The sequence below is a fragment of the Rhizobium sp. CNPSo 3670 genome, from assembly GCF_057784555.1.
This window is the reverse complement of record NZ_JBXSOL010000021.1, coordinates 43333-70269: the sequence shown is the minus strand read 5'-3', so window position 1 is coordinate 70269 and position 26937 is coordinate 43333. Positions and strand designations below refer to the sequence as shown.

Below are 26937 nucleotides of genomic sequence, written 5' to 3'. Positions count from 1 at the left end.
CGGAAACGTCAACTGTCTCGTCGCCCGGCGAAGGCCGCGAGGAACTCATCGATACGGGGCGCTGGCGCCGCACAGAGGACCTTATGGGTGACGTCGGCCCTGTTATAGACAATCGACTTGCCGTCGAGGTCTACAAGCCCGCCGCCGGCGCAGGCCAGAACGAGATCGGCGGCGGCAAGGTCCCAGTCATGCGAATTGCCCTTGACGAAGGTGGCTTCCAGACGGCCATCTGCCACCATGGCGATGCGATAGGCCAGCGAGGGGACATATTTTTCGCGTCTCACCCGGTCACGGAACGCCGGCGGAAAGGTCTTCAACAGGTCTTCGCCGATCGCAAGCCGGCTCATCTCGTCCGGCCCGGCGGCGGAAACGGTGAAGGGCGTGCCGTTCTTCAGCGCCACGCCGCCGTCGACGGCCTCGTAGAGCTCTTCGAGCGCCGGTGCATAGAGCACGCCGGCGACCGGGCGGCCGCGATGCACGACCGCGACGCTGACACACCAGACATGCTGCCCGCCGAGGAAGGCCCGCGTGCCGTCGATCGGATCGACGATGAAAAGCGTCTCGCGCGACAGGCGGTCTTCATCGTCCTCGGTTTCCTCAGACAGCCAGCCATAATCCGGCCGCGCCTTGCGCAGGATCGTTTCAAGCGTCTTATTGGCGGCGAAATCGGCGGCGCTGACTGGAGAGCGGTCGCCGTTCTTCCACCAGACCTCGGGAGACTGGTTGAAGAAGCCGTAGGCGACCGCGCCGGCCTCCTTAGCAGCATCGGCGATCAAGGCGAGATCGTTCTGCCAGCGGAGCTTTTCCCTATCGCTCATCCCGTCATTCCATTCCTGCCCGTTTTTACTGCCCGGCGAGCGTCATGCCTTCGATCGCGAGGGTCGGAGCCGCGACGCCGAACTTGCGGTCGATGTCGTTTGCCGGCGTCAGGCGCATGAACATCTCCTTGAGGTTCGAGGCGATCGTCACCTCGGATACTGGGAAAGTGAGTTCGCCGTTCTCGATCCAGAAGCCGGTGGCGCCGCGGCTGTATTCGCCGGTGATCATGTTGACGCCGTGGCCGATTAGTTCGGTGACGTAAAAACCGTTGCCGATGCTGTGGATCAGTTCCTCCGGCGAGATCTCGCCCGGCTCCAAGGCGAGGTTGGTGGAAGACGGCGTGACGGCGCTGCCGCCGCGCACGCCGCGGCCATTAGTCTGCAGGCCGAGCTCGCGGGCCGTCGAGGTCGAGAGGAACCAGTGCTTCAGGACACCGTCTTCGATCATGACAAGCCGCTCGCCGGACACGCCCTCACCGTCGAAGGGACGCGAGGAAGGCCCGCGCACGATCAGAGGATCGTCGGTGATCGAAAGGCCCGACTTCAGCACCTGCTGACCCATCCTGTCGCGCAGGAAGCTGGTCTTTCGGGCGACGGCGGCACCGTTGATCGCACCGGCGATATGGCCGACAAAACCGCGGGCGACGCGCGGATCGAAGACGACGGTGACGTTCTTGCCGGTCGGCACCTGGCGCGGATTGACGCGCTTGACCACCCGTTCGCCGGCGCGGCGGCCGATTTCGGCGGGATCGTCGAGCTCGGCGTAATAAAGCCGGCTGTCGAAATCATAGTCGCGCTCCATGCCCGTGCCTTCGCCTGCGATGACGCTGACGGAATTGCCGAAACGGGAGGCCATGTAGCTGCCTTGGAAACCGTGCGACGTGGCGAGAACAAGACCGCCCAGGCCGGCCGACGCGCCGGCGCCGGAGGAATTGGTGACGCCCTTGACCGCAAGCGCGGCCGTCTCGGCGGCAAGAGCCGCCTCGCGCAGCATCTCGGAGGACACGTCGGTGGCATCGAGCAATTGCAGGTCGGGATAGGACCTGGCGAGGTTCGCCTCGTCCGCCAGGCACGCGAAGGGGTCTTCCGGGGAAACCTTGGCCATGGCGACGGCACGTTCGGCCAGCGCCTGGAGATCGAAGCCCGGATTGGCCGAAACGCTGGCGACACGCTTGCCGATGAAGACGCGGAGCGAAAAATCGTCGCTTTCCGACGATTCCGTTCCCTCGACCTTGCCAAGCCGGACGCTGACGGATTGCGAGCGAGAGCGAACGATCACGGCGTCGGCAGCGTCGGCGCCTGCCTTCCTTGCCAGATCGATCAATTGACTTGCGCGGGAAAGAAGTGTCGAGGAATCGATTTCAGAGGACATGATTTGGCCTTTCCTTCGGCTTCCATTTATTGTGCACTCTCCCTGGCATCAAGGCCGCCGCCGCCGATTCTTTGCCGGGGCTGCCAGTATGTTTCCCGCCGTCGAAAGAAATTGCCAGCATGTCAGCGCCCAACGACCTTTTCTCCGAAACGATCCTGCTGCTCGGCGGCGCGGTGGTCGCCGCTCCGATCTTCAAGAAGCTGGGGCTTGGCACGGTGCTCGGTTATCTCGCCGCCGGCATCGTCATCGGCCCGGTCTTCCACGGCATCACCGACGGCGAACAGATCCTTGCCGTCGCCGAGCTCGGCGTCGTCTTCCTGCTCTTCATCATCGGACTGGAGCTGAAGCCAAGCCGCCTCTGGCAGATGCGGCGCGACATCTTCGGCCTCGGCACGGCGCAGGTGCTGGTGACCGGGCTGGCGCTGACCGCGCTCTCCTGGTTTTCCGAAGTTCTCGATTGGCGCGGCAGCATAGTCGCCGGCTTCGGCCTTGCGCTGTCCTCGACGGCCTTCGCCATGCAGATCCTTGAGGGCGATGGCGACGTCAACACGAGATACGGGCAGCGTTCCTTCTCGATGCTGCTATTCCAGGACCTGGCGATCGTGCCGCTCCTGGCGCTGATTACCGTACTCGACGGCAGCGGCAAGGGCAGCAATACGCCGCTCACCGATTTTGCCGTGGCCGTCGGCGCCGTGGCGGCGATGATCGTCGCCGGGCGCTATCTGTTGACGCCGCTCTTCCAGATCATCGCCCGCACCGGCGCACGCGAAGCGATGATCGCGGCCGCCCTTTTTGTCGTCATGGGATCGGCAAGCCTGATGCAGCTTGCCGGACTGTCGATGGCGATGGGCGCCTTCCTGTCGGGGGTGATGCTGGCCGAATCCTCCTACCGGCACGAGCTGGAGGCCGACATCGAGCCTTTCCGCGGCGTGCTGCTCGCCATCTTCTTCATCGCCGTCGGCCTGTCGCTGGAGCTCGGCGTGCTCGTCGACAACGCACTCTTCGTCATCGTCACGGTGCCGATCGTCATGGCCGTCAAGGCGATCATCATCTATGGTCTCTGCCGGATATCGGGATCTCCGCACAATGACGCGATCCGCATCGCCTTCCTCTTGCCGCAAGGCGGCGAATTCGGCTTCGTGCTGTTCACCACTGCGGGCGTCGTCGGCTTGATGTCGACGAGCACGGCGTCGCTGCTGGTGGCGATCGTCACGCTGTCCATGGCGCTGACGCCGATCGGCGCGGCGCTGTCGAAGCGGCTGCTCAATCGCGATGAACAGGAGGAGCTCGACGAGGATTTCGAAGGTGCGGGCGCCGACGTGCTGATGGTCGGCTTCTCACGTTTCGGCCAGATAGCCGCCCAGATCCTGCTTGCCGGCGGGCGCAGCGTCACCGTCATCGATTTTTCCGCCGACCGCATCCGCCAGGCCTCCTCCTTCGGCTTCCGCATCTATTTCGGCGACGGCACCCGCAAGGACGTGCTGCGCTCGGCCGGGATCGACCGGGCGAAGATCGTGCTCGTCTGCACACAGAAGAAGGAGATCACTGACAAGGTGGTAGAACTGGTGCAAGCGGACTATCCGCAAACGCGCCTTTACGTACGCTCCTATGACCGAATCCATTCGATCGAACTGCGCAACAAGGGGATTGATTACGAGCTGCGCGAAACGCTGGAATCGGGCCTGCTGTTTGGACGGCGGACGCTGGAGGCGCTCGGCGTCTCGGAGGTCGATGCCTATGAAATCGGCGAGGATATCCGCAAGCGCGACGAGGCGCGGCTGGTGCTGCAGGTCTCCGAAGGGCTGCAGGCGGGGCGCGACATGCTGTTTTCCCACCCGGTGCGGCCCGAACCGCTGGTCAAGCCGAAACGCTCCGCCGATCGTTTCGAGGATAATCCGCTGGCAAGCACCGCGGATGTGACGGCGGACGCATAAACCTGTTGCCGGAGCTGCGACGGTCGAGCAGTTCGAAAACAGTGGGCTACTGCCAGAATCTGTCAGCATGTCTCTCTAAACATTCTCCTGCCCGACATACAGGAGGTTTATCGTGTTCGACAGCAACAGCATTCTACTTTTCGTAACCGACGCGCCGAAGAGCGCCAGCTTTTATGCGCGGCTGCTCGGGCAAGATCCTGTGGAGGCCAGCCCGACCTTCGCAATGTTCATTCTGCCTTCGGGCCTGGCGCTCGGACTGTGGGGCCGGACGGGCGTCCAGCCGGCGCCGGCTGCTGCGGGCGGCGGCTGCGAGGTCGGTTTCAAAGTCGCGACAGCGGACATGGTCGATAGGCTCCATATCGAATGGCAGGGCAAGAGCGCGGCGATCCTTCTGCCGCCGACCGACCTCGATTTCGGCCGTAGCTTTGTTGCTGCCGATCCGGACGGGCATCGCTTGCGCGTCTACAATGTCGCGGAGGACTGAACCATGTCCCGCAGCTGGATTGCCGTCGCATCAGCAAACCACGTCCGCATCGGGCGCGCAGCCGGGTTCATGCAAGTCTGTCACGGCAAGGCCGCTCCGCTCAAGCGGAGCGCGCCAGGGGACCGCGTGATTTACTATTCGCCGACTGAGACGTTCGGCGGCAAGGATCGCCTGCAGGCTTTCACGGCCATCGGCGTGGTCGAGGAAACGGCGGCATATCAAGTGGAGGTTCACCCCGGCTTCCGCCCTTGGAGGCGGGATGTCGTCTGGTGGCGGGCCATTGAAACGCCCATCCGGCCGCTGCTCGGTCGGCTATCTTTCACGAGCGATCGGACAGGCTGGGGCTATCGACTGCGCTTTGGTCTCTTCGAAATCGACAATGACGATGCCGAGCTCATAGCCGAAGCGATGCTCGCTGAACCGCTGGCGCATGTCTCGCGGACGCCGGCAACGGCGCCCGTGCAAGGTTCCTTAGCGTTTTAGCCGCGCTTCGATCTCGCGGTCGAGGGCGAATTTCAGATCGTCCTTGACGCCGACGGACATAGCCAGCACTTCGCGAGCCTTGAGGAAATCCATGACGCCGGTGCGGCCGACCGTTGGGCGCAGGAAGATGTGCGGCTGGCAAAGCTTCAGCTTCAGCGAGATCGCCGTCTGCATCATCAGCTGTCCGGAACCGAAGATGCTCTCCATGCGGTTCGGGATGTGGGTGCCGTCGCCCTCGGGAGCGCCGACGACATCGACGCCGACGACGATGTCGGCAAGATCCATCAGGCACTCATAAGGCACAGGATTGCTGATGCCGCCATCGATCATCACGCGGCCGCGCAGGCGCACCGGCATGAAAACGGCGGGGATGGAGGACGAGGCGGCAAGTGCGGGAAACAGCTCGCCCTCTTCGATGATCACCTCGTTCTGCCCGTAATAATCTGTGGTGATGACCTTCATCGGCACCAGCAGATCCGCAAAGCGGGCCGGCAGCTCCGACGGCAGGAAAGCTTTGAGGATCCGCTCCAGGTTGAACTGGCCGATGCGGATGCCCTTGGCCACGGCATCGCGCACTGTCGTCGGCCTCATGCCCCAGATGCGGGCGACGACGGCGGTCTTGTTGCCGACGGTTGCCAGCGCATGTTCGCGGATTTCGGCGCCGGACATGCCGGCGGCCATGCCCGCCCCCATGATCGCGCCGATCGACGAACCTGCAATCGCCACAGGGCGGATGCCAAGTTCGTCGAGGGTTTCAATGACATGGATATGGGACAGGCCGCGCGCGCCGCCGCCGCCGAAGGCGACAGCGACCGTCGGCAAATCGCTGATCGCAGGCAGTTTCGGACTGATGATCTCTGCCTGCTGCACGCCCCGCCCCTGCGCCTATTGCGGCTGATACCGGAAGAAATGCACCCTCGTATCGCCAAAGATGCGGCTTTCGAGGAAAACATAGGAAGGGTCGACCGAAACGACAATGTCGGCGCGTTCTTCGAGCACCGCGATCGCCCCCGGCCGCAGCCAGCCGCCAACGGCGGCGGCCGCCATCGCCTTCTCGCCCAGGCCTTTGCCATAGGGCGGATCGGCAAAGAGAACGTCGAAAGGCTCGAGATTGCCGACGCTGCCAAGATCGGTCGCATCGCGGCGCAGGATGCGGGTACGGCCGTGCAGGCCGAGCGCATCGATGTTTTCCCAGAGCAGCGCCCGGCCCTCGACACTGTTTTCGACGAAGAGCGCGTGACGACAGCCGCGCGAGACGGCTTCGAGGCCGACGGCGCCGGTTCCGGCAAAAAGATCGAGGATCCGGGTGCCGTCGACACATTCCGGATAGGCATGGCTCAAAATATTGAACAGACTCTCGCGCGTCCGGTCGGCAGTCGGCCGGATATCGTTGGATTTTGGCACGGCGAGAGGCCGTCCGCGAAACTCACCGCCGACGATCCGCACCGCGCGTCATTCCCTTTCCTCGAGCACCACCTCTGGACGGACCGCCCGCCGGCCTGTCCCCGGCCGGCCTTTCACCGCCTGGCTTGGCGCCCTTAGGTTTGCCGGAAAAATTCTTGGGTCCACCGGGCTTGCCAGCAAAGCCCTTGCCGCGCGGCTTATCGCCCGAAGGCTTGCCGCTCACAGCCTTGTCGCCGAACGACCTTTCGCCGCGCGGACGCTCGGAGCGCCCCTCGCCGGCAAAGCTTCTGGCTGTCCGCGGGCGCTCGTCACCCTCCTCGCGCGGCTTACGTTCGCCACGCGACGGACGGTCGCCGAAGGGGCGGTCGCTGCGGGGACGCTCAGAACGGCCCTCGCCGGTGGAGGCTCTGGCGGCACGAGGACGCTCGTCACGATCAGCACGCGGCTTGCGATCGCCGAAGCTGGGGCCTTCGCGAGCGGGGCGATCCCCGAAGGACCGCTTGCGGCCAAAGCCCTCGGCCTCATCCTTGCGGCGGGGCTGCTCGCTCGAACGAATCCATTCGCCGTCCTCTTCGCGCACACGGTTGATCGGCGTGCGCGGACGATCCTCGATGCGATCGAAAGCATTGGTCTTTGCCGCCGGCTGTTCGCCGCGCCGGCGCGCGGTCTGCGCATTCTTGGCGGCCTTGGCTGCCGCCTTCTCGCCGAGGGGCCGGGCGCCGGGCGCCATCCAGACATTGGCGCTGCGGCGCTGGCCGAGCGGCTGGGCGCGCTTGGGCTTGTCTTCATCCCTGCGGCCGCCGCGGCGATCGTCGTCTCTGCGCCCGCCGGGGCGATCGTCGCGCTTGGTGTCGAGGCGGCTCAGCGCCCGTTCGCGCTTATCCTCCTCGCGTCGCGGCCGCTCGCGCTTTGCCGGTGCGGCCGGTGCCGAAGCCTCTTCCTCTTCTTCGGCAGCGACGGCGGGCGCATTGTAGATCGGCGCGTCGAAATTCGCCTTGGCTTCCTCGATCAGGCGCGGGCCGAGTTGGTCACGCAATGTGCGGCCGCGCACCTCGACGACATGGCCTTCCGGCAAGTCACCGAGCTGGAACGGCCCATAGGAAATGCGGATCAGACGGTTGACATCGAGACCGAGCGCGCCGAGCACATTTTTGATTTCGCGGTTCTTGCCTTCGCGAAGGCCCATGGTGATCCAGACATTCGAGCCCTGGGTGCGGTCGAGGGTCGCCTCGATCGATCCATAGAGCACGCCGTCGACGGCGATGCCGTCCTTCAATTTGTCGAGCGCTTCCTGATCGATCTCCCCATGGGCGCGAACGCGGTAGCGCCTCAGCCAACCGGTCGCCGGCAGTTCGAGGGCCCGGGCGAGGCCGCCGTCATTGGTCAACAGCAGCAGGCCCTCGGTGTTGATGTCGAGGCGTCCGATCGACATGACGCGCGGCAGTTCTTCCGGCAGGTTGTCGAAGACGGTCGAACGGCCTTCCGGATCGGCATTGGTGGTCACGAGGCCCGCCGGCTTGTGATAGAGCCAGAGCCTGGTTCGCTCGATGCCGCGGATCGGCACGCCGTCGACCTCGATGCGGTCGGCAAGGGTGACGTTGACGACGGGGGTTTCGAGAACCGTGCCGTTCAGCGTCACACGGCCTTCCATGATCATGCGCTCGATGTCGCGGCGGGAGGCGACGCCTGCACGCGCCATCACCTTGGAAATGCGTTCGGCCTTGGTGTCGCTGTCGGCTTCCGCCGCCGCCGAGCGCGCGGTTGCGGCCTTCGCCGGCTTCGCACCGCCCGCCTTCGGCCTGTTATCCCGTGAAAGGGGCTTTGCGCCCGGGCGTTTTGGCTTGTCTTTGGGTGTCATTTGCTGTTTGCCTGCCTTTTGGGCCTGTCTATCAGGTCACGCATCTGCGGTTAAGTGGAAATTCTTGCGATCGTGAAGACAAATCGTTTCATGGAGATGGCGCTTGAAGAAGCGCGCGCCGCCGGAGAACGCGGCGAGGTGCCGATCGGCGCGGTCGTCGTTGTCGACGATATTGCTGTTTCACGCTCGGGAAACCGCACGCGCGAGCTCAACGACGTTACCGCGCACGCCGAAATCGCCGCAATCCGGCTCGCCTGCGAGGCACTTGGGCAGGAGCGCCTTACCGGCGCCGATCTCTATGTGACGCTGGAGCCTTGCACCATGTGCGCGGCAGCCATCTCGTTTGCGCGCATCCGCAGGCTCTATTACGGCGCCGAGGATCCGAAGGGCGGCGCCGTCGACAATGGCGTGCGATTCTATGCGCAACCGACCTGCCATCACGCGCCGGAAGTCTATTCGGGAATCAATGAGGTGCAGTCGGCCGAGATTTTGCGGCGATTCTTTGCGGAACGAAGAGAGGCGCCGTAATCTCAGGGCCTGCACAACACCGTCATCCCGGCAGGCGGATGAGGGGCCGGTCCGGTGATATCGATGAACTCGAACCAACCGACAAGCATGGGCTAGAGGCCGGTAAAAGCTGCTACTGCAGGAAGTTCCACCACTGCTTGCCGGAATTGGCGATTGCCGCGTCCTTCTTGCGCTTCTTCTGCTTCTTGAGCTCCGGCTCGCCGACGTCATCGAGCTTGGCCGGGTCGTCGACGGTGCGGTAACCGGGCGGCGGATCGGAAATGTAGCGACGCTGATCGACGTAGGAGCCCTTCTGCAGAGCGCGGGCCTCGCGATAGGCCTGGGTCTGGGCTTCGGTCGTGCGCCGGCCGCCTTCGATGGCGGAGCTTGCCAGCGGCGAGCGGTAATTCGGATTGTCCGAATTGGCGTCAGCCTCGGAGACGAGGCGGGCGCGGGTCTCCTCCGGCGATTCAAGCCATTGCGGATTGTCCTTGTTGGCCACCGTCGGCTGCGGCGCGACGAGGGTCTCTCGCTGGCCCTCAGCCGGCAGCACCAGCGTCGGGCGCGGCGTGTATTTGACGCCCTTGTTCTTCGGTTCCGGTCCGGTCAGAGACACGGACTGGCCAAGATCGTCGGTCAGCTGCTCCATGGCGGTCTTGTCGGTGCCGTAGGTCGGGCTGCTGGCGCAGCCGGACACAAGGGAGCATCCCGCCATGACAACAGACAGGCAGGCGCCAATACGGAACCAATGCGTTGCGAACATGAAAACCCTTCCAGCCACCGGTGCAATCGTCGCCCTACCGGACAACCGTCCCCCTGACGCAAAAATCCGGCCATTTTCAGGCAGCTTTTACCGGATGAACGCCGCAATGGCAATTCACCCGGCAAATATCTTCAGGCGCGGATGCCGAGTTCGCGCAAGGCGGCGGCGTCGCGCGCCGAGACGTCGGGATAGTCCGGATCAGAACCGACATCGGTGGTGATGCGCCAGGAACGGGCGCATTTGACGCCTTCGGCAGGCTTCGACACGACGGCGACGTCAGGCACCTCGGCCAAGCGGAAAGCGTCGGCCGGGCCGGCATCTGACTTGATCGTGATGCCAGAGGTGATGCAGACTTCGCTGAAATCCTGGCCCTCGAGCGCCTTGCGAAGCGCCGCATCGGCGACATAGACAACGGGCGCCGCCTCGAGCGAGGAACCGATGCGCTTGTCCTTGCGCTCGATTTCGAGAGCGCCGGTCACGACGCTGCGGATCGCGCGGATCTTCCTCCACTTTTCGGCCAGCGCATCGTTGCGCCATTCCTTGGCGACCGGAGCGAACTGCTCCAGATGCACCGAGATAGCCGAGGGATTGCGTGAGAGCCATGCCTCTTCCGTCGTAAACGGCAGCATCGGCGCAAGCCAGGTCACCACGCAATCGAAGATCATGCGGATGGCATAGAGCGCCGAGCGACGGCGGAGGCTGGATGGCGCATCGCAATAGAGCGCATCCTTGCGGACGTCGAAGTAGAAGGCCGAGAGCTCGACATTGGCAAAGTCGATCAATGCGCGGGCGATCTTCTTGAAATCGAAGGCATCATAATTCTCGCGCACGAGCTGATCGAGCTCGGAGAGACGGTGCAGCATCAGCTGCTCCAGCTCCGGCAGATCGGCAAGCGCGATGACCTCCCCCTTGTCGTGAGCGAGCGTGCCGAGCATCCAGCGGATGGTATTGCGCAGCTTGCGATAGGCATCGACATTGGTCTGGATGATCGTCTTGCCGACGCGGAGATCATCGGCGTAGTCCGAGGTCATGACCCAGAGACGCAGGATGTCGGCGCCGGCATCCTTCATCACCTCCTGCGGCGAGGTGACGTTGCCCTTCGACTTCGACATCTTCTCGCCCTTCTCGTCCATGGTGAAACCATGGGTGAGGACGGCGTTATAAGGCGCGCGGCCGCGGGTGGCAGCCGATTCCAAGAGCGAAGAATGGAACCAGCCGCGATGCTGGTCGGACCCTTCGAGATAAAGGTCGGCCGGCCATTTCAGGTCGGGGCGATCCTCCAGCGTGAAGGTGTGCGTCGAGCCCGAGTCGAACCAGACGTCGAGGATATCCATGACCTGTGTCCACTTGGCCGGGTCGTGCTCGTTACCAAGAAACCGTTCCTTGGCGCCTTCGGCAAACCAGGCGTCGGCGCCCTCGACATCGAAGGCATTGAGGATGCGCTGGTTGACGGCCTCGTCTTTCAGAACTTCGCCCTGCTCATTCACGAAGACGCAGATCGGCACGCCCCACGCTCTTTGACGGGAAAGAACCCAGTCCGGGCGCTGCTCGATCATCGCACGCAGACGGTTCTGGCCGGCGGCCGGCACAAAACGGGTGTCGTCGATCGCGCCGAGGGCCCGGCTGCGCAGCGTCGTTCCATCCGGCAGCGTCTTGTCCATATAGACGAACCACTGTGGCGTATTGCGGAAGATCACCGGCTTCTTCGAGCGCCAGGAATGCGGATACTGGTGCTTCAGCCGACCGCGGGCAAAGAGCGCATTGCGCTCGATCAGCGCCTTGATGACGCGATCATTGGCATCGCCCTTCTTGCCGTTGTCGTCGATGACGCGTGCGCCTTCCAGACCGGGAGCATCCGCCGTGTAGAAGCCGCCGTCGTCGACCGGGAACGGGATCTTGGTCTCGATGCCGCGCGCCTCGATCTCACGGGCATGCGCCATCCAGACGTCAAAGTCTTCGCGGCCGTGGCTGGGTGCGGTGTGCACGAAACCGGTGCCGGCATCGTCGGTGACATGATCGCCCTCGAGCAGCGGCACGACAAATTCGTAACCGCCTTCCAGGCCTCGGAGGGGATGTGCGCAGGCCATGCCGGCGAGATCGGCAGCCGTGACATCGGCTAGGCGCCGGTACTGCAGCTTCGCCTTGGCAAAGGATTCCTCGGCCAACTTGTCGGCGAAAACAAGCTTCTCGCCCGGACGCGGGCCGAAATCATTCTCGGCAGCCGTGACCTCGTAAAGGCCGTAGGCGACACGTGAGGAATAGGCGACCGCGCGGTTGCCGGGGATCGTCCATGGCGTGGTCGTCCAGATGACGACGAAGGCATCCTTGACGCTGTCGGGGCCTTTCGCGATGGGGAATTTCACCCAGATCGTGTCGCTTTCATAGTCGTGGTACTCGACCTCGGCTTCCGCCAGCGCGGTGCGCTCGACCACCGACCACATAATCGGCTTGGAGCCGCGGTAGAGTTGGCCGCTAGCGGCGATCTTCAGGAGCTCACCAGCGATGCGGCTTTCCGCATGGAAGTTCATCGTCAGATACGGGTTTTCGAAGTCGCCCACGATGCCGAGGCGCTGGAACTCGTCACCCTGGACCTTGATCCACTTCTCGGCATAGGCGCGGCACTCGCGGCGGAAGCCGATCATCGCCGCCGGCTCGCTCAGGTCAGGCTTCGCCTTTCCCTTGGCGCGATAGTTCTCTTCCTCGATCTTCCATTCGATCGGCAGGCCGTGGCAATCCCAGCCGGGCACGTAGTTGGCGTCATAGCCGCGCATCTGGAACGAACGGTTGATGACGTCCTTGAGGATCTTGTTCAGCGCATGGCCGATATGGATGTTGCCATTGGCATAGGGCGGGCCGTCGTGCAGGACGAATTTCTCGCGGCCGGCGGCGGAGGCGCGCAGTTTCTTATAGAGATCCATCTGCTGCCAGCGGGCAACAAGCTCCGGTTCCTTCTGCGGCAGACCGGCGCGCATCGGGAAATCGGTTTCAGGCAGATAGAGGGTCTTCGAGTAATCGATCTTTTCGGCTGTTTCGGTCATGTGTGACAATCGTTTCTGGCAGCCCCGTGAGGGCGCGACGGACGTGAAAATAGGTGGCGGCGGAAGCGCCTGCTCGCAAGCGCCGAAAACCCGGACCTCCCGGCCGCTTAGCGCGCGCGGAAGGCCGGGCCGATAATTCGTATCGTCATTGCCAGCCGAAGTTTCGTCATAGCGCCGGTTCATAGGCGTTTTTGCCGGGAAAAGGAAGAGAGGAAATTGCCTGCCTACGATCGCGAGGCACTGCCGAATCCGGCATGCACCCGGAACATTCCGACCAGTGCACTCTCAGGAGAAGCAAAGCTTGCGATCGAGTTCGCCCAATGGCGCCACGCCCGCCAACAGCGCCCTCGCCTCTTCCTCGTCGCGTTTGATCTGGACGACAAGCGCATCGAGGCCATCGAATTTCAGTTCGGGTCTAAGATAGCCGAAGAAGGAGACGGCGCAGAGCTGGCCGTAGAGATCGCCGTGAAAATCGAACAGATAGGTTTCGAGCAGCGGCGCGCCGTTTTCCGTCACCGTCGGGCGGCGGCCGTAGCTCGCGACGGCATCGTGGAGCGTTCCGTCCCGGCGGCGGAAGCGAACGGCGTAGATGCCGGCGGCAAGTTCGGCCTCGGGCGGCAGGCGCATATTGGCGGTAGGAAAACCGAGTTGCCTGCCGAGCTTTTCGCCGTCGATCACCTCGGCTTCGACCGTATAGCGGTAGCCGAGCATGCCAGCGGCTTCGCTGACATTGCCGTCCTTCAGCAGCGCCCGGATATGGCTCGACGAGACGACATCGGCGTTCTCGTCGCGGAAGGCGTCGATCAGGGTGACGCCGAAACCATAGGTCTGGCCGGCATTCATCAGGAAGGCAGGCCCGCCTTCGCGGCCGCGGCCGAAATGGAAATCGAAGCCGGTGACGACTTCGGTGGCGCCTAGCCAATCCTTGAGGATCGAATGGATGAAATCGTCGGCCGAGCGCTGCGAAAATTCGTAGTCGAAAGGATATTCGATGACTGCGTTGAAACCGAGCGTTTCCAGAATCCGGGCCTTGAGCGGCGCGGGTGTCAGCCGGAAGACCGGTGTCTGCGGCCGGAACACCGTGCGCGGATGCGGCTCGAAGGTCAGCACCAGGGCAGGAATACCGCGCGCCTTCGCTATTTCAAGCGCGCGGTTCAGCACCGATTGATGGCCGCGATGCACGCCGTCGAAATTGCCGATGGCAATGACCCCGCCCTTCAGATGGGCAGGCAAGGCTTCGCGGGTTTCATTGCGGTGGAAAACGGTCATCGGCTGGCTTCTCTTCATGCAAGGCGCGGCATCCACCACTTCGGCGCGGCCTTCTCCCGCTCGAGATAGGCGTTGAGGATCGCCTCGTCGGTCTCGCCGTTCAAGGTGTATTCCTTGGCATGGATCCCGCCGCTGATGTAGAGAAGATCCAGGCCGAAATTCAAGGCGCCGCGCACATCCGTCGGCATACCGTCGCCGATCGCCAGCACACGGTCGGTGGAAAAATCGCCGCGAAGCTCGCGGGCGGCCGAAAGTGTCGCCTCGTAAATCGGCCGGTGCGGCTTGCCGGCAATGCGGGTTTTACCGCCGAGCTGCTCGTAATAGGCAGCCATGGCGCCGGCACAGGGGATGATGCGATGGCCGCGTTCGACGACGAGGTCGGGATTGGCGCAGATCATCGGCACGTCGCGCGCCTGGAAATCGAGGAGCATGTTGGTGTAGTCCTCGGGCTTTTCGGTCTCGTCGTCGAAAAAGCCAGTGCAGACGAGCGATTGCGCTTCACCGGCCGGCCGGCGCTCGACGCCGATGCCTTCGAGAAGCGCCTTGTCGCGCTCGGGGCCGAGCAGAAAGACCGTCTTCGGCCCCTCGGAAATCAGCCCGCGGGTGACGTCCCCCGAGGTGACGATCCGGTCATAGGCACCGTCGGGAACGCCGATATGGCGCAGCTGCTCGACCACCTGCCAGGAAAGGCGCGGCGAATTGGTGATGAGGACGACGGCAAGGCCGCTCTCACGCGCGGATTGAAGGGCGGCGGCGGCCTTCGGAAACGGATCCACGCCGTTATGAACGACGCCCCAGACGTCGCAGAGCACCACGTCATAGCGATCTGTGATCTCCGAGAAGTTTCCTATCCGCCTGGCCATTCCAATTTCCCGATTTGCTTCAGTCACCGGTGACATTGCAAAGGCGCAAGGCGATGGCAAGGAATTTTCTTCACCTGGCAGACAAGATCGTCGGCAATCCCGGCGGGAGGGGACGGCAAGATCTGGCAACGTTGCTATGCCAGACAAGATTTCGGCGGTAACCTCCGATAATTCGCCGCCTCTTCACAATTCCGGCACAAAAATTCGTGATTGCTCTCATTGACTCCTCTCGGAGCCATCCCTAAATGCTCGAGCGCTAGCACTCACCAGAGAGGAGTGCTAACACTTATCCATGCGGACCGCTCCGGCCCGCGAATGTCATTCGATCGAGGGATTAGACAATGGCAAGCACCAATTTCCGTCCGCTTCACGACCGCGTCGTCGTTCGTCGCGTCGAGTCCGAAGAAAAGACTAAGGGCGGCATCATCATTCCCGACACCGCCAAGGAGAAGCCGCAGGAAGGCGAAATCGTCGCCGTCGGCTCCGGCGCTCGTGATGAGTCCGGCAAGGTCGTCGCTCTCGACGTCAAGGCTGGCGACCGCGTTCTGTTCGGCAAGTGGTCCGGCACTGAAGTCAAGATCAACGGCGAAGACCTTCTGATCATGAAGGAAGCCGACATCATGGGCATCATCGGCTGATCGGCCGATCCGCTTTCCCGAAATGGCTGACGGGCTTTTTGCCCGAACAAATCGAATTCAGGAGACACAAACATGGCAGCTAAAGAAATCAAGTTTGGCCGCACCGCGCGCGAAAAGATGCTGCGCGGCGTCGACATTCTCGCCGATGCAGTGAAGGTCACGCTCGGCCCGAAGGGCCGTAACGTCATCATCGACAAGTCCTTCGGCGCTCCGCGCATCACCAAGGACGGCGTTTCCGTCGCCAAGGAAATCGAACTTGAAGACAAGTTCGAAAACATGGGCGCCCAGATGGTCCGCGAAGTCGCTTCGAAGACCAACGACATCGCCGGTGACGGCACCACGACTGCAACCGTTCTTGCCCAGGCGATCGTTCGCGAAGGCGCCAAGGCCGTTGCCGCAGGCATGAACCCGATGGACCTGAAGCGCGGCATCGATCTCGCCGTTGCCGAAGTCGTCAAGGATCTCCAGGCCAAGGCCAAGAAGATCAACACTTCGGAAGAAGTCGCCCAGGTCGGCACGATCTCCGCAAACGGCGAACGCCAGGTCGGTCTCGACATTGCCGAAGCCATGCAGAAGGTCGGCAACGAAGGCGTCATCACGGTTGAAGAAGCCAAGACCGCCGAAACCGAACTCGAAGTCGTCGAAGGCATGCAGTTCGACCGCGGCTATCTCAGCCCCTACTTCGTCACCAACCCGGAAAAGATGGTTGCCGACCTCGAAGACGTCTTCATTCTCCTCCACGAGAAGAAGCTCTCGAACCTGCAGTCGATGCTCCCGGTTCTCGAAGCCGTCGTCCAGACCGGCAAGCCGCTCCTCATCATCGCTGAAGACGTCGAAGGCGAAGCTCTTGCGACCCTCGTCGTCAACAAGCTGCGCGGTGGCCTGAAGATCGCTGCTGTCAAGGCGCCTGGCTTCGGCGACCGCCGCAAGGCCATGCTCGAAGACATCGCCATCCTGACCGGCGGCACCGTCATCTCCGAAGACCTCGGCATCAAGCTCGAAAGCGTCACGCTCGACATGCTCGGCCGTGCCAAGAAGGTTTCGATCTCCAAGGAAAACACCACGATCGTCGACGGTTCGGGCGCCAAGTCCGACATCGAAGGCCGTGTTGCCCAGATCAAGGCCCAGATCGAAGAAACCACCTCCGACTACGACCGCGAGAAGCTGCAGGAACGTCTTGCCAAGCTCGCCGGCGGCGTTGCCGTCATCCGCGTCGGCGGCTCGACGGAAGTCGAAGTGAAGGAAAAGAAGGACCGCATCGACGACGCCCTCAACGCGACGCGCGCTGCCGTTCAGGAAGGTATCGTACCGGGCGGCGGCGTTGCCCTGCTGCGTTCTTCCGTCAAGATCTCCGCCAAGGGTATCAACGACGACCAGGAAGCCGGCATCAACATCGTTCGCCGCGCTCTGCAGGCTCCGGCCCGCCAGATCGCTGAAAACGCTGGTGACGAAGCTTCGATCGTTGTCGGCAAGATCCTCGACAAGGATCAGGACAACTACGGCTACAACGCCCAGACCGGCGAATATGGCGACATGATCGGCATGGGCATCATCGACCCTGTCAAGGTCGTTCGCACCGCCCTGCAGGATGCCGCTTCCGTCGCATCGCTGCTGATCACCACCGAAGCCATGATCGCCGAGCTGCCGAAGAAGGACGCTCCGGCTATGCCGGGCGGCATGGGCGGCATGGGTGGAATGGACATGATGTGATAGGCGAAAGCCGTCACTGACATCCATTCCGGCACATCCGGAACAGGAAGGGCGGCCCCCGGGTCGCCCTTTTCTTTTGTCCGCGGCGATTCGTTCCGTTGCGCACTATTTTATCCCGTGCAGCGCGTCAGCCGACCTCGAAGCTTTCGTCAGGCTTGCGTCGCTGCTCTTTTTCCAATGCCGAAAAGTGCGCGGGAGATTGCTTCCGCGGGAAGGTTTCTCACGCAATAGATGCTAAACCGTTCGAAAAATGCCGAAACTGGTCACTTCTGGCTGAAGAGCGTGATGATGCCGACATCTCTCACAAATAATGCCGATCCGAACAGGCTCAAAAAGCCGTTGCCGTTTGTGCAAAAGCTCCTATAAATCCGCGGCTGCAATTGATGCGCGCCCGGCGATCATTCTCTGTCAGACGAGCCGGGAAGGCGATGCCACAAATGCGTGTTCGAAGGGCTCAGGTCCGGAGACTCGAATGGCTGCAACGATCGCCGAAGTAGGCGCGGGCATCATGCCCGCCGTCCCATGATCCTGTTTCTTTGTGTTTGCCGAGCGTGCGGCGGAGGAGCCGCATCCGAACTGGGGAACGCCTTGTTTAAGATCGCCAAAGCCAATGGAGCCGTGCCCTTGATGACCGGCTCGCTGAACGACAACCATCAAAATCACCAGATGCTGGCGCAGTTGTCGGTTTCCGAAAGCTGGACCGGAGATTTTTCGAGCGGCCTGATCCGTCTCGGCAAATGGAGCGCGATGCTGCACGGCCTCTCCGCCGAGGAATGCGGGCTGCTTAACCTGATCCGCTGCTACGATAGCAAGGATCGAGCCCGCGTGCTGGAACTGTTCGAGCAGGCGGCGACGCACTGCTCCTCCTTCTGCTTTTCAACGACAATCATCATGCCGAACGGTTTGCGCCAGCCACTGTTCTGCATGGGCGAGTCGAACGGGCTCGAGGAGAAATACAGCGGCAGCATGACCGGCGTCTTCATCTTCCCTCGCTTCAAGCTCGAAGGCGCAAGGCAGATCACCAGCCGGCAATAAGACCGGCGACCCTAGATAAAGGCCGCTCATGGCCCAGCCATAACGTAAATGTGGAATCGCTAGATTTTGCGGTTCCACATTTTTAGCCCACGACCGACGGGCCCATTGCAGCCATCCGTACTATCGCATCAAGCGGTCCGGCGGCCAATTTGGATTGGGCAGCTTCATCACCCGTCCGCAAGCGGCCGCCGGCCGCAAAATCAAAGAGGAATCGCAGCGTACCCTTTGGCATAGCGGGAATAGTCATGTTTTACGAAACGTCCGCAAGTGGCGGCGCATAGGGGGCCGCGAGGAAGCACGTCTCGACCAGTATCGGTCACCGCGATGCGGCCGGCATGACATCAGCACCATCCATGACATAGGTCGCGTAGCGATGGTCGCGGATTAGGCTTATCTCTTGCCCCCGCCATTCGAGCAGCATGAAATAGGAAGGCCCGCTCGCCGGTTCGGCCGAAACCAGGAATATTTCCCTGCCTTCCAGCCAGGCAGGTTCGACCCTGACTCGCGGATATTCGGCATAATAGGTGAAAAATCGACCGACATCGGCGGCACCCGAGATTTCAGGCCGTCGCGCCTGGCGAAGCCGAACGTCATCGGCCAGCAAGCGACGCAGCGCGTCCCAATCTTGGGCGTTGAAGAGCGCTGCAAAGTTCAGGGCCTCCGGACTTGGCAACGGCGCAACGTCAGACCGCACGTCGGAGATCGCACGCAATCTCGCCCTACCGCGCGACAGATGGGCCTTGACGGCGTCGACACTCAGTTCGAGCAGCGCTGCGATATCCGCAAGCGACTCTCCCAACACATCCTTGAGGATTACCGCGCTGCGTTGCGGCACCGGCAATTCTGCAAAATGACCCAGGGCGACCCGCACCGTGTCCCGCCGGATCAGCGCGTCCTCCGCGCCGACTGCGCTGATATCGGGCAGATCAAAGGCTATCTCAAGCGGCTCCGACCGGCGCGTACTGCGCTGGCGCAGGGAATCTATGGCTCGATTGTGGACGATGCGAAACAGCCACGGTCGCAGCGACGTGCCAGGTGGGATCGAGCCAGCCGTCGCAAATACCTTGGCAAACGCGTCCTGAATCACGTCCTCGCCGTCGATCACCGAACCCACCAGACGAGCAGCGTAACGATGCAGTTGGGGCGAAGCGCGTCCGCTTCCCTGGCCAGGTCTGCAAGCAGAGTTTTCCTCTCTTCAGTCCCGAGAGCTGGGTCTTTCGTCATTCGATGACCGTCACACCCGTATCCCCACGCACGGCATAGACCATGGCCTCAGCGAGGCCGGAATCGCCGATCAGTTCGGCGACCGTATCACCGAAAGCCCGCGGCGTCATGTCCGGCCAGGTGGCGGCTTGTTCGGCAAATGTCCGACTCGCCTTCGCAGCATAGGCCCCGATTCCGGTATCGCCCACACCAGTTCCAACGAACATCTGCCGGGGAACGATGACCCGGAACCGCAAGCCCAGGCCGACTTCCGCCGACAAGTCGTCGGCGTATTTTGCAATGAACCACTGCGCGCGCTTGGCGCCGGCATAACCTCCCGATAGTGGCGACCCCTGCACGGCGGCTCCGCTGGAGACCAGCACGACGAGCCCGCCCGGCGCCATTGGCAAGGTCAGGGCAGCCTGTACCCAATGCAGCGCGGCCTTGACGTCTACATTCCAGTTGGTCGTGAATACCTCCCAGCCAATCCGGTCGATCCGTTCCATGGGCGGTTTCGCACCGGCATTCATGATGACGACATCAGGTCGCGTCTGCTCCATGATCCGCCACGCCGCGTCGGCATCAGTTGCATCGGCCGATATGGCGGTGACGGCAAGTTGCTCAGCCGGCCCCTGCACAGCGCTCGCGTTTCGGGCGACCACGGTGACTTCGGCCGCGCGAGCAACGAATGCCTCGGCAAGCCCACTCCCCAAGCCGCGGCTCCCGCCGACGACCACAATTCGCTTTCCTTCCAGATCCATTTCTCAGTCCTCGTTCATTCGACCGCTCGACGACGGTCGCAACAACGACGGTTCAAGGAGGTGAAAAGAGTCATCGCCATCTGCGATTTGTGGAAGCCAGCGTCAAAAAAGTCTGGCTCGACCGAATGCCGCCGTGATTGCGGTCGCCAGGCGAAGCGGATCGCGCCCTTGATACGGGGTTGCTTGTTCCGGTTGACCTATCGCGCCGATCCTCCACATCTGAGGCGATCCCGAATTTCGGCCGATGCGGGTTCTTGCAAAGGTTGACGTTCACTCCCCGCAAGGGACAGGCAATCGAAGCCGCCTTGAATGTCTGAGGAAATCTCCGGCATGAGTAATGCCCCGACAACCGGGGTTATTGGGGTTTTGCTTAAGATGGTCCTCACGATTCCACGCTAGTGGTCGGGCGGCAGGGCGGCCTTTTGCATTGTCCGGCGGATCGTCCGTTACTCCGGTTTGACAGGAATGTTGAGGCCTCTGGTGCTTGCCGGGCGCGCGATGCAGCGCTCCAGCCAATCGGAAACGGCGGGGAATTTCGCATATTCGAGAATCTCACGGCCGCCATAGAAGATATCTGCGCCGCGAATCCAGGTGAAAGTGGTGATGTCGGCAATCGTATATTGATCACCCATGATCCATTGGCGGCCTTTCAGCCGGCCTTCGAGCACGCCGAGCAGCCGCTTGGATTCATCGCGGTAGCGCTCCACCGGATAGGAATTATTGGCGACCTTGTCGGCGGCGAATTTGTGGAAATGGCCGAACTGACCGAGCATCGGGCCGATCCCGGCCATCTGGAAAAACACCCACTGGATGCATTCATAGCGGCCGGCGGCATCGGCGGGGATGAGCTTTCCGGTCTTTTCGGCGAGGTAGAGCAGGATGGCGCCGGATTCGAACAGCCCGATCGGCTTTCCCCCAGGCCCGTTCGGATCGATGATCGCCGGAATGCGGCCGTTCGGATTGAGCGATTCGAATTCCGGCGACTTCTGCTCGTTGGCGGCAAAGGAAATATAGTGCGGCTCATAGGCGAGCCCGAGCTCTTCGAGGGCGACCGATACCTTCACCCCGTTCGGCGTCTGCAGGGAATAAAGCTGGATGATATTGGGATTTTTCGCCGGCCAGCGCGTGGTGATCGGAAATGCGGAAAGATCTGCCATAAGAGACTCCATATTATCGGCCGACCATAGAAGACGATGCTCCGGAAAGGCAAGCGAGGGTATTGTTCCATATTGTTGAACGAAGCGTCCCCTTCTGTTTATCTTTCCATGACGGAAGAAATAGGCGACATAGGGGTATCAGAGATCCACAGCGTGCCGAGGGCACCAAGATCTCCCGAGCCTTCAAACGGAGACAATGTCCATGTCGAACGCCATCATCCTGATTGCCCGCATTCTTCTGTCATTCATGTTCATCCTTTCCGGCTTCATGAAGCTGACCGATCCCGCCGGTACTGCGGGCATGATCGCCGGTGCCGGCCTGCCGGCGGCAACCCTGTTGGCCTATGTCGCAGGCCTCTTCGAACTGCTGGCCGGCCTTGCGGTTCTCGCAGGCTTCCAGGTCCGTATTGCCGGCTGGCTGCTCGCTGGCTTCTGTGTCTTTACGGGCGTTGCCTTCCATCTGCCCTACGCTAGCGGCACGGAACTCGTGAACATTCTCAACCAGATCATGGTTATGAAGAACATCACGCTGGCCGGCGCGTACATCCTGCTCGCCACCGTCGGTGCCGGTGCCTATTCGATCGACGCACGCCGTGGTCTGCAGGCCGTCGCCGCCCGCTAATCCCATCTCCTCCCAAGCATGCAAAACCCGCCGTCATTGAACTGACGGCGGGTTTTCTTACGCGTTGATAGTAGAGATTAGAGGGCGGCGCGCACCGCGTCGACGATCGCCTGCACGACCGGCGAGTCCACGTGGCTCTCCTTGCGGGCACGCACGAGGCAAGCCTCTGAATGCAGAATGACACCGTCTTGGAGCACCTTCAGATGATTGGCCCGTAGCGTCGAGCCGGTGGAGGTGATATCGACGATGATATCGGCCGAACCGGAGGCGGGAGCGCCCTCGGTCGCACCCAGGCTTTCGACGATGCGATAAAGCTGGATGCCATGCTGGCTCGAAAAGAACTGCTGGGTCAGGCGCCAGTACTTGGTGGCGATGGCAAGGCGTCGGCCGTGGCGGGCGCGGAAATCGGCGGCGACATCGCCGAGATCGGCCATGGTGTCGACATCGAGCCAGATCTCGGGCACCGCGACGACGACATCGGCGTGGCCGAAGCCGAGCCGGGCGCAGAATTCGACACGCTTGTTGACCTCGGAAAAGCCCTCGCGCATCAGGTCCTCGCCTGTAATGCCGAAATCGACGGTGCCATTGCCGAGTTCGCGGGAGATTTCCGACGCCGACAGGAAGGCGATCTCGACATCATCCCAGCCATCGACGCGGCCGCGATAGGAGCGGTCGTTGCCAACCGCCGAAATCGGCATGCCGGCCCGCTCGAATATCGACGAAGCGTCGTCCTTCATCCGGCCCTTCGAGGGAAGCGCGATCGTGATGGTCATGCGGCTGCCCTTTCGGTTTCGATGCGGTCGAGCCAGAAGGAGAAGCCGACGGCCGGAATGCGATCCGTCGCGCCGAGGAAGGTTAAGAGCCGGTCGAAGCGGCCGCCGCCGGCTAGAACCGCGCTCGAACCTTCCACCGTCACCTCGAAGACGAGGCCGGTGTAATAATCGAGCGGACGCCCGAAAGCGGCGCGATAGTCCAGGCAGGACAGATCGACGCCGGCATCGGCAAGGGCGGCAACGCGGCCGTTGAAGCGCGACAGCGCATTGCCGAGCTTCAGGCCGGCAGCGTCGGCAAAGCCGGCAAGTGCTGCGGACGCATTGACGAGCGGTACGTGCAGCGACAGGAACTCTTCCAGCACATGGAAGGCGGCATCGTCGAGACGCGTCTCGGACAGGATGAGCTTTTCCTTGAGGCGGCGGGCGATCTCCAGAGGCGAGCGGCTGGCATTCGTCGAGTAACCCGTCGCCTGCATCTCGTGCTCGATATGGGCGACGAGCGCCTGATCGTCGCCTGATGCAACAATCCTGGCGATATCATCGTCGAGGCCGGTGACGAATTGCGGGCTGACGAGGCCGGCCAGCAGCGCCTCCAGCTGCCTCATGTTGCCGAAAGCGTGGATCAGTCGCTTCTGCCAGCCGAGCGGCAGGCCGAGCGCCTGGACGACCGCCTCGAACACCGCCTGATCGCCCAAAGTCACGGCTAAGCGCCGGCCCGGCAGCAGGCGGGCGAGAATGCCGGTGGCGTCGCCGATGGCGCGCGCATCGGCGCCCGGTATGTCGATGTCGCCGAGATCCTCGATGCCGGCCTGATAGAATTCATTGGCGCCGTCGCGGCGCTGGCGGAAGACCTCGCCGAGATAGGCGTAACGCTTGGGCGTGCCGGTCGCCGTCTCGATGTGGCGCAGACAGACGGGGATGGTGAATTCGGGCCGCAGGCAGAGGCTGGCGCCGGTTTCGCTCTCGGTCATGAAGATGCGCCGGCGCAGATCCTCGCCGGCAATATCGAGGAACGGCTCGGCCGGCTGAATGACCGGCGTATCGATGCGCTCCGCGTTGCGGGCGTCAAATTCGGCAAGCAGCTCGCTGGAGAATTCGGGGAGGTTGATCAGGGGCATTGGGTTGACTTCCCTCTTCTCCCCAACGGGGAGAAGATGCCCGACAGGGCAGATGAGGGGGATGAGGAGTGTAAACGACGAATGTCCTGAGCGGCGAGCGAAGGACAGCTTCTGCCGTGGCGCGCCCTCATCCGACCCTTCGGGCCACCTTCTCCCCGAGGGGAGAAGGGGAGTTCTCTCTCAAATGTCGTCATCTGTGTCACCGGCTTGAGCGGGATCATATGGAGTTTCGAAGCGGGAGCCTGCCCTCTTCCGATCTTCCGCCTGCGCCGCAAGGATATCTCTCACCTTGGCGACGAGATCGGCTTCCGCCACCGTCTCCTGCGCCACGCGGGCCTCGCGCCAGCTGGCATTGTCCTCGATCTCGCCGGAGAGCCGCTTGCCCTCGATCAGATCCTTGATCTGCACGACGCCTTGGGCGCGCTCGTCGCCACCCTGGATGATGGCAATGGGGCAGCCGCGGCGGTCGGCATATTTCAGCTGGTTGCCGAATTTCTTCCAGTTGCCCTGGAACATCTCGGCGCGGATGCCGGCGGCGCGCAGCTGCTGGGTCATCCACTGGTAGCGGCCCATCGCCTCGACGTCGCCGTCCATCACCGTCACCAGCACCGGCTCGATCACCGCGCTCGCTCCGAGCTTGCCGAGGTTCTTCAGCGCCGTCATCAGGCGCGAGACGCCGATCGAAAAGCCGGTCGCCGGCACCGGCTGGCCCATGAAGCGTGAGACCAGGCCGTCATAACGGCCGCCGCCACCGACCGAGCCGAAGACGACCTTCTCGCCCTTTTCATTGGTGACGTCGAAGAGAAGCTCGGCCTCATAGACTGGGCCGGTATAATATTCGAGGCCGCGCACGACCGAGGGGTCGATCTTGATGCGGTCGGAGCCATAGCCGGCGCTCGTGACGAGTGCACCGATGAAATTCAACTCCTCGACGCCTTCGCCGCCCTTCGAGGTTCCCGCGACGAGTTCGGCCAGGCGGCCGGCGCTTTCGGCATAATCCTTGATGCCGACGAAGAAGAGCACCTTGTCGATCTGCTCCTGATTGAGGCCGGCGCCCTTGGTGAAGTCGCCGGATTCGTCCTTGCGGCCGGGTCCGAGGAGCAGCGCCACACCTTCCGGCCCGAACTTGTCGAGCTTATCGATGGCGCGCAGAACGTTGAGCCGCTGGCCGGCCTTGTCGTCCCCGCCGAGGCCGATCGCCTCCAAGACGCCGTCCAGAACCTTGCGGTTGTTGACGCGGATGACGTAGTCGCCGCGCTTGATGCCGAGGGCTTCCAGCGTATCGGCCATCATCATGCACATTTCGGCATCGGCCTGGACGCCAGGCGCGCCCACGGTATCGGCATCGAACTGCATGAACTGGCGGAAGCGACCGGGGCCGGGCTTCTCGTTACGGAAGACGTAGCCGGCGCGATAGGTGCGGTAGGGAAGCTGGATCTCGTTGAAATTTTCCGCGACGTGGCGGGCGAGCGGCGCCGTCAGGTCGTAACGCAGCGACATCCACTGCTCGTCATCATCCTGCAGCGAGAAGACGCCCTCGTTCGGCCGGTCGCTGTCGGGCAGAAACTTGCCGAGCGCATCGGTATATTCGAACAGCGGCGTTTCCACAGGATCGAAACCATAATGCTCGTAGACTTCCCGGATCTTTGCCGTCATCTCATTGACGGCGCGGATATCGTCGGCCGAGCGGTCGACGAAGCCGCGCGGCAGGCGGGCCTTGAGCTTTTGCGGTTTCTTCTGCTTGTCGTTCATTTCCGGGAATTCCGCTGACTGTGACAGTGGCGGTGTCCTAGCGGATTGGGCGGGGAGCGGCAAGGGCGAAGGGCCTTGATGGCACTGCCGGAATCGATTGAACGAGAGGCATTGTTCAGAATGCGGATATGCTCATGATCACCGAGGCGCTCCTCTATGCCGCGACGTTGCCGCTGACCGGTAAGCGCCATCGAAAGTTCATCCGCTATTCCGTCAATCTCTGGTCGCGGGCTGGACGCTGCGCCCGTAATTGGGCCGACCACGAAGAGAAGAGCCGCAATGCGATCCGTGCGGCGGCGGCCGGGCTCCGTCAGAAACGGACCGCCGTCGTGCTCGGCTCCGGCCTGTTGCGGGACGTGCCGATCCACGAGCTGGTACGCGATTTCGACACGGTCGTGCTCATCGATCTCGTTCATCTCGCCTCAGTACGGCTGTGGCTTGCGGCCAAGGGCTATCGCAACGTCCGGCTGATCGAGCGCGATCTCTCCGGCTATGACGAACTCGCGGCCGGGCAAGAAGCCGAACCGATCGGCTTCCTGCGTAGCGTGCCCTATCTCGATTTCGTGGTTTCCGCCAATCTCTTGTCGCAGATCGGCCGCGGCGTGAAACGGCGCCATGAGGCAGAGGCGGCCGGTCGAATGCCTGAAGACACTGTGGAGAGGCTGGTCGCTGCGCATCTCAGCGGCCTCTCGGGACTTTCCTGCCGGCATTGCCTCGTGACCGACATCGCCTATGCCGTCATCGACCGCAACGGCAAAACACATGAGGAGGCCGACTTGCTGCATCGCATCGCCCCGCCACCGGCGAAAGCGGTCTGGACATGGCCGGTCGCTCCGCTCGGCGAAGAGAGCAGGGATTACCGGATCGAACACAAGGTGATTGCCGCCTGGTGAAAGGCCTGTCGACGCCGTCGACGATTGAGATTTGCGTTACTGACTTGGCTTCCGCCGGGATTTGCCTACATTGAAACTCATGCGCAAGCTCGCTCTCATGACGATGGTACTCGGCTGGCTGGTCTACAGCGCGATGTCCGCATGGGCAGGCTGTCCGACATGCGCATCGATGAACGGGCCGGCGGCCCCCAAGTCCGCCACCATGGATCACGCGATGGCCGGGATGGGCATGTCCGGAGCGACGGGCAAGGCGCAGGCGCTGAAAGATCCCTGCGCTGCCGGCAGGGCGGCGCAAATGCCACTTTGTGCGGCCTGTCTGTTGCTGCCGCCGGCGGCCATGACGGCCGCTGGTGTAAAGCCGGTTTTCGCCTATCCCGCGCCGGCGCTTGCCCGCGTCCTGGATGACGATCGCCCTGCTCCGCCGGCGCCCCCTCCCCGAATGTTCTGATCTCGGATTCTTTCACGCCGAACGGGCGGCAGGC

General features: G+C 62.6%; 24 protein-coding genes and 1 pseudogene. 10 read left to right on the top strand and 15 right to left on the bottom strand.

All coding sequences use genetic code 11. The annotated features are described in order from the left end of the window. Positions 1-8: 8 nt before the first annotated feature. Positions 9-818, bottom strand: a complete 810-nt coding sequence (locus tag AC13QO_RS21200; protein WP_085777120.1) for a 3'(2'),5'-bisphosphate nucleotidase CysQ — start codon at positions 816-818, stop codon at positions 9-11. A 25-nt stretch (positions 819-843) separates the two neighbouring features. After that, complete coding sequence (locus AC13QO_RS21195) at positions 844-2190, bottom strand: TldD/PmbA family protein (protein WP_085777119.1); 1347 nt, start codon at positions 2188-2190, stop codon at positions 844-846. Positions 2191-2309: 119 nt separating this feature from the next. On the opposite strand from AC13QO_RS21195, the gene AC13QO_RS21190 reads away from it, so the two are divergent. The 3 genes from AC13QO_RS21190 (at position 2310) to AC13QO_RS21180 (ending at position 5091) form a co-directional block, all read left to right on the top strand. Next, positions 2310-4124 carry a monovalent cation:proton antiporter-2 (CPA2) family protein gene (locus AC13QO_RS21190; RefSeq protein ID WP_085777118.1) on the top strand — a complete coding sequence of 605 codons (1815 nt, stop codon included), beginning with the start codon at positions 2310-2312 and terminating at the stop codon, positions 4122-4124. Between the two features lie 112 nt (positions 4125-4236). Further along, positions 4237-4608: a VOC family protein gene (locus AC13QO_RS21185; protein ID WP_085777117.1), complete on the top strand. Its 372-nt coding sequence runs from the start codon at positions 4237-4239 to the stop codon at positions 4606-4608. A 3-nt stretch (positions 4609-4611) separates the two neighbouring features. Then, positions 4612-5091, top strand: a complete 480-nt coding sequence (locus AC13QO_RS21180) for an EVE domain-containing protein (RefSeq protein WP_488541718.1) — start codon at positions 4612-4614, stop codon at positions 5089-5091. On the opposite strand, the gene AC13QO_RS21175 is transcribed toward AC13QO_RS21180, so the two are convergent. From AC13QO_RS21175 to AC13QO_RS21165, 3 genes are read right to left on the bottom strand one after another with little or no spacing between them, the layout of a single operon-like run. After that, entirely contained in the window at positions 5080-5961 is an 882-nt protein-coding gene (locus AC13QO_RS21175) for a patatin-like phospholipase family protein (RefSeq protein ID WP_488541717.1), read from the bottom strand. The two genes, AC13QO_RS21180 and AC13QO_RS21175, sit on opposite strands and share 12 nt — an antisense overlap. Before the next feature lie 15 nt (positions 5962-5976). Next, positions 5977-6537, bottom strand: coding sequence for a 16S rRNA (guanine(966)-N(2))-methyltransferase RsmD (rsmD, locus tag AC13QO_RS21170; RefSeq protein ID WP_285194786.1), 561 nt, complete (start codon positions 6535-6537; stop codon positions 5977-5979). Beyond that, the gene (locus AC13QO_RS21165) at positions 6518-8353 is read right to left on the bottom strand and encodes a pseudouridine synthase (RefSeq protein ID WP_488541716.1); all 1836 of its coding nucleotides are present in this window, start codon (positions 8351-8353) and stop codon (positions 6518-6520) included. Before AC13QO_RS21165 ends, rsmD begins: the two co-directional genes overlap by 20 nt. A 90-nt stretch (positions 8354-8443) precedes the next feature. Here AC13QO_RS21165 and AC13QO_RS21160 point away from each other — a divergent pair, with 90 nt between their 5' ends. After that, on the top strand, positions 8444-8881 hold the full coding sequence (locus tag AC13QO_RS21160; protein ID WP_097597863.1) for a nucleoside deaminase: 438 nt from the start codon (positions 8444-8446) through the stop codon (positions 8879-8881). A 112-nt stretch (positions 8882-8993) separates the two neighbouring features. Here AC13QO_RS21160 and AC13QO_RS21155 read toward each other — a convergent pair whose 3' ends face one another. From AC13QO_RS21155 to AC13QO_RS21140, 4 genes are all read right to left on the bottom strand, one after another. Next, a complete protein-coding gene (locus AC13QO_RS21155; protein WP_085777111.1) occupies positions 8994-9623 on the bottom strand; it encodes a hypothetical protein in 630 nt (209 codons plus the stop codon). Positions 9624-9754: 131 nt separating this feature from the next. Beyond that, complete coding sequence (gene ileS / locus AC13QO_RS21150; protein WP_488541715.1) at positions 9755-12661, bottom strand: isoleucine--tRNA ligase; 2907 nt, start codon at positions 12659-12661, stop codon at positions 9755-9757. Between the two features lie 285 nt (positions 12662-12946). Then, the gene (locus tag AC13QO_RS21145) at positions 12947-13930 is read right to left on the bottom strand and encodes a bifunctional riboflavin kinase/FAD synthetase (RefSeq protein ID WP_085779972.1); all 984 of its coding nucleotides are present in this window, start codon (positions 13928-13930) and stop codon (positions 12947-12949) included. Positions 13931-13944: 14 nt separating this feature from the next. Then, positions 13945-14793 carry a TIGR01459 family HAD-type hydrolase gene (locus tag AC13QO_RS21140; RefSeq protein ID WP_488541714.1) on the bottom strand — a complete coding sequence of 283 codons (849 nt, stop codon included), beginning with the start codon at positions 14791-14793 and terminating at the stop codon, positions 13945-13947. Positions 14794-15134: 341 nt separating this feature from the next. Here AC13QO_RS21140 and groES point away from each other — a divergent pair, with 341 nt between their 5' ends. The 3 genes from groES (at position 15135) to AC13QO_RS21125 (ending at position 18176) form a co-directional block, all read left to right on the top strand. Continuing rightward, positions 15135-15431 carry a co-chaperone GroES gene (groES, locus tag AC13QO_RS21135; RefSeq protein ID WP_004675403.1) on the top strand — a complete coding sequence of 99 codons (297 nt, stop codon included), beginning with the start codon at positions 15135-15137 and terminating at the stop codon, positions 15429-15431. Positions 15432-15503: 72 nt separating this feature from the next. Next, positions 15504-17141, top strand: coding sequence for a chaperonin GroEL (gene groL / locus AC13QO_RS21130; RefSeq protein WP_085777109.1), 1638 nt, complete (start codon positions 15504-15506; stop codon positions 17139-17141). 588 nt (positions 17142-17729) lie between these two features. Beyond that, positions 17730-18176, top strand: a complete 447-nt coding sequence (locus tag AC13QO_RS21125) for a hypothetical protein (RefSeq protein ID WP_488541713.1) — start codon at positions 17730-17732, stop codon at positions 18174-18176. A gap of 316 nt (positions 18177-18492) precedes the next feature. Here AC13QO_RS21125 and AC13QO_RS21120 read toward each other — a convergent pair. The 3 genes and pseudogenes from AC13QO_RS21120 to AC13QO_RS21110 all read right to left on the bottom strand — a co-directional run bounded on the left by AC13QO_RS21120 (position 18493) and on the right by AC13QO_RS21110 (position 21297). After that, positions 18493-19400: pseudogene (locus AC13QO_RS21120) on the bottom strand (sigma-70 family RNA polymerase sigma factor). Further along, positions 19397-20140 carry an SDR family NAD(P)-dependent oxidoreductase gene (locus tag AC13QO_RS21115; protein WP_488541712.1) on the bottom strand — a complete coding sequence of 248 codons (744 nt, stop codon included), beginning with the start codon at positions 20138-20140 and terminating at the stop codon, positions 19397-19399. The pseudogene AC13QO_RS21120 and the gene AC13QO_RS21115 overlap by 4 nt, the downstream one beginning before the upstream one ends. 446 nt (positions 20141-20586) lie before the next feature. After that, on the bottom strand, positions 20587-21297 hold the full coding sequence (locus AC13QO_RS21110) for a glutathione binding-like protein (RefSeq protein WP_488541711.1): 711 nt from the start codon (positions 21295-21297) through the stop codon (positions 20587-20589). Between the two features lie 202 nt (positions 21298-21499). Between AC13QO_RS21110 and AC13QO_RS21105 the strand changes: the two genes are divergently transcribed. Then, positions 21500-21919, top strand: a complete 420-nt coding sequence (locus AC13QO_RS21105; protein WP_085777104.1) for a DoxX family protein — start codon at positions 21500-21502, stop codon at positions 21917-21919. Positions 21920-21996: 77 nt separating this feature from the next. Here the strand turns inward: AC13QO_RS21105 and hisG are convergent, their stop codons facing one another. The 3 genes from hisG to hisS all read right to left on the bottom strand — a co-directional run bounded on the left by hisG (position 21997) and on the right by hisS (position 25562). Continuing rightward, a complete protein-coding gene (gene hisG / locus AC13QO_RS21100; protein WP_488541710.1) occupies positions 21997-22692 on the bottom strand; it encodes an ATP phosphoribosyltransferase in 696 nt (231 codons plus the stop codon). Further along, positions 22689-23810, bottom strand: coding sequence for an ATP phosphoribosyltransferase regulatory subunit (locus AC13QO_RS21095; RefSeq protein ID WP_085777102.1), 1122 nt, complete (start codon positions 23808-23810; stop codon positions 22689-22691). Before AC13QO_RS21095 ends, hisG begins: the two co-directional genes overlap by 4 nt. Positions 23811-23990: 180 nt before the next feature. Next, positions 23991-25562, bottom strand: coding sequence for a histidine--tRNA ligase (gene hisS, locus AC13QO_RS21090; protein WP_488541709.1), 1572 nt, complete (start codon positions 25560-25562; stop codon positions 23991-23993). Between the two features lie 128 nt (positions 25563-25690). On the opposite strand from hisS, the gene AC13QO_RS21085 reads away from it, so the two are divergent. Beyond that, entirely contained in the window at positions 25691-26455 is a 765-nt protein-coding gene (locus tag AC13QO_RS21085) for a hypothetical protein (protein WP_488541708.1), read from the top strand. A gap of 79 nt (positions 26456-26534) precedes the next feature. Next, positions 26535-26903 (top strand): hypothetical protein, encoded by a 369-nt coding sequence (locus tag AC13QO_RS21080; RefSeq protein ID WP_488541734.1) that lies wholly within the window; start codon positions 26535-26537, stop codon positions 26901-26903. Positions 26904-26937 lie beyond the last annotated feature (34 nt).

Coding starts and splice junctions, on each gene's coding strand:
- AC13QO_RS21165 (WP_488541716.1), bottom strand. CDS start 8,353: ATGACACCCAAAGACAAGCCAAAACGCCCGGGCGCAAAGCCCCTTTCA.
- ileS (WP_488541715.1), bottom strand. CDS start 12,661: ATGACCGAAACAGCCGAAAAGATCGATTACTCGAAGACCCTCTATCTG.
- AC13QO_RS21140 (WP_488541714.1), bottom strand. CDS start 14,793: ATGGCCAGGCGGATAGGAAACTTCTCGGAGATCACAGATCGCTATGAC.
- AC13QO_RS21095 (WP_085777102.1), bottom strand. CDS start 23,810: ATGCCCCTGATCAACCTCCCCGAATTCTCCAGCGAGCTGCTTGCCGAA.
- AC13QO_RS21195 (WP_085777119.1), bottom strand. CDS start 2,190: ATGTCCTCTGAAATCGATTCCTCGACACTTCTTTCCCGCGCAAGTCAA.
- groES (WP_004675403.1), top strand. CDS start 15,135: ATGGCAAGCACCAATTTCCGTCCGCTTCACGACCGCGTCGTCGTTCGT.
- AC13QO_RS21080 (WP_488541734.1), top strand. CDS start 26,535: ATGCGCAAGCTCGCTCTCATGACGATGGTACTCGGCTGGCTGGTCTAC.
- AC13QO_RS21110 (WP_488541711.1), bottom strand. CDS start 21,297: ATGGCAGATCTTTCCGCATTTCCGATCACCACGCGCTGGCCGGCGAAA.
- AC13QO_RS21160 (WP_097597863.1), top strand. CDS start 8,444: ATGGAGATGGCGCTTGAAGAAGCGCGCGCCGCCGGAGAACGCGGCGAG.
- hisS (WP_488541709.1), bottom strand. CDS start 25,562: ATGAACGACAAGCAGAAGAAACCGCAAAAGCTCAAGGCCCGCCTGCCG.
- AC13QO_RS21200 (WP_085777120.1), bottom strand. CDS start 818: ATGAGCGATAGGGAAAAGCTCCGCTGGCAGAACGATCTCGCCTTGATC.
- hisG (WP_488541710.1), bottom strand. CDS start 22,692: ATGACCATCACGATCGCGCTTCCCTCGAAGGGCCGGATGAAGGACGAC.
- AC13QO_RS21115 (WP_488541712.1), bottom strand. CDS start 20,140: ATGGATCTGGAAGGAAAGCGAATTGTGGTCGTCGGCGGGAGCCGCGGC.
- AC13QO_RS21085 (WP_488541708.1), top strand. CDS start 25,691: ATGCTCATGATCACCGAGGCGCTCCTCTATGCCGCGACGTTGCCGCTG.
- AC13QO_RS21145 (WP_085779972.1), bottom strand. CDS start 13,930: ATGACCGTTTTCCACCGCAATGAAACCCGCGAAGCCTTGCCTGCCCAT.
- AC13QO_RS21155 (WP_085777111.1), bottom strand. CDS start 9,623: ATGTTCGCAACGCATTGGTTCCGTATTGGCGCCTGCCTGTCTGTTGTC.
- AC13QO_RS21105 (WP_085777104.1), top strand. CDS start 21,500: ATGTCGAACGCCATCATCCTGATTGCCCGCATTCTTCTGTCATTCATG.
- groL (WP_085777109.1), top strand. CDS start 15,504: ATGGCAGCTAAAGAAATCAAGTTTGGCCGCACCGCGCGCGAAAAGATG.
- AC13QO_RS21190 (WP_085777118.1), top strand. CDS start 2,310: ATGTCAGCGCCCAACGACCTTTTCTCCGAAACGATCCTGCTGCTCGGC.
- AC13QO_RS21180 (WP_488541718.1), top strand. CDS start 4,612: ATGTCCCGCAGCTGGATTGCCGTCGCATCAGCAAACCACGTCCGCATC.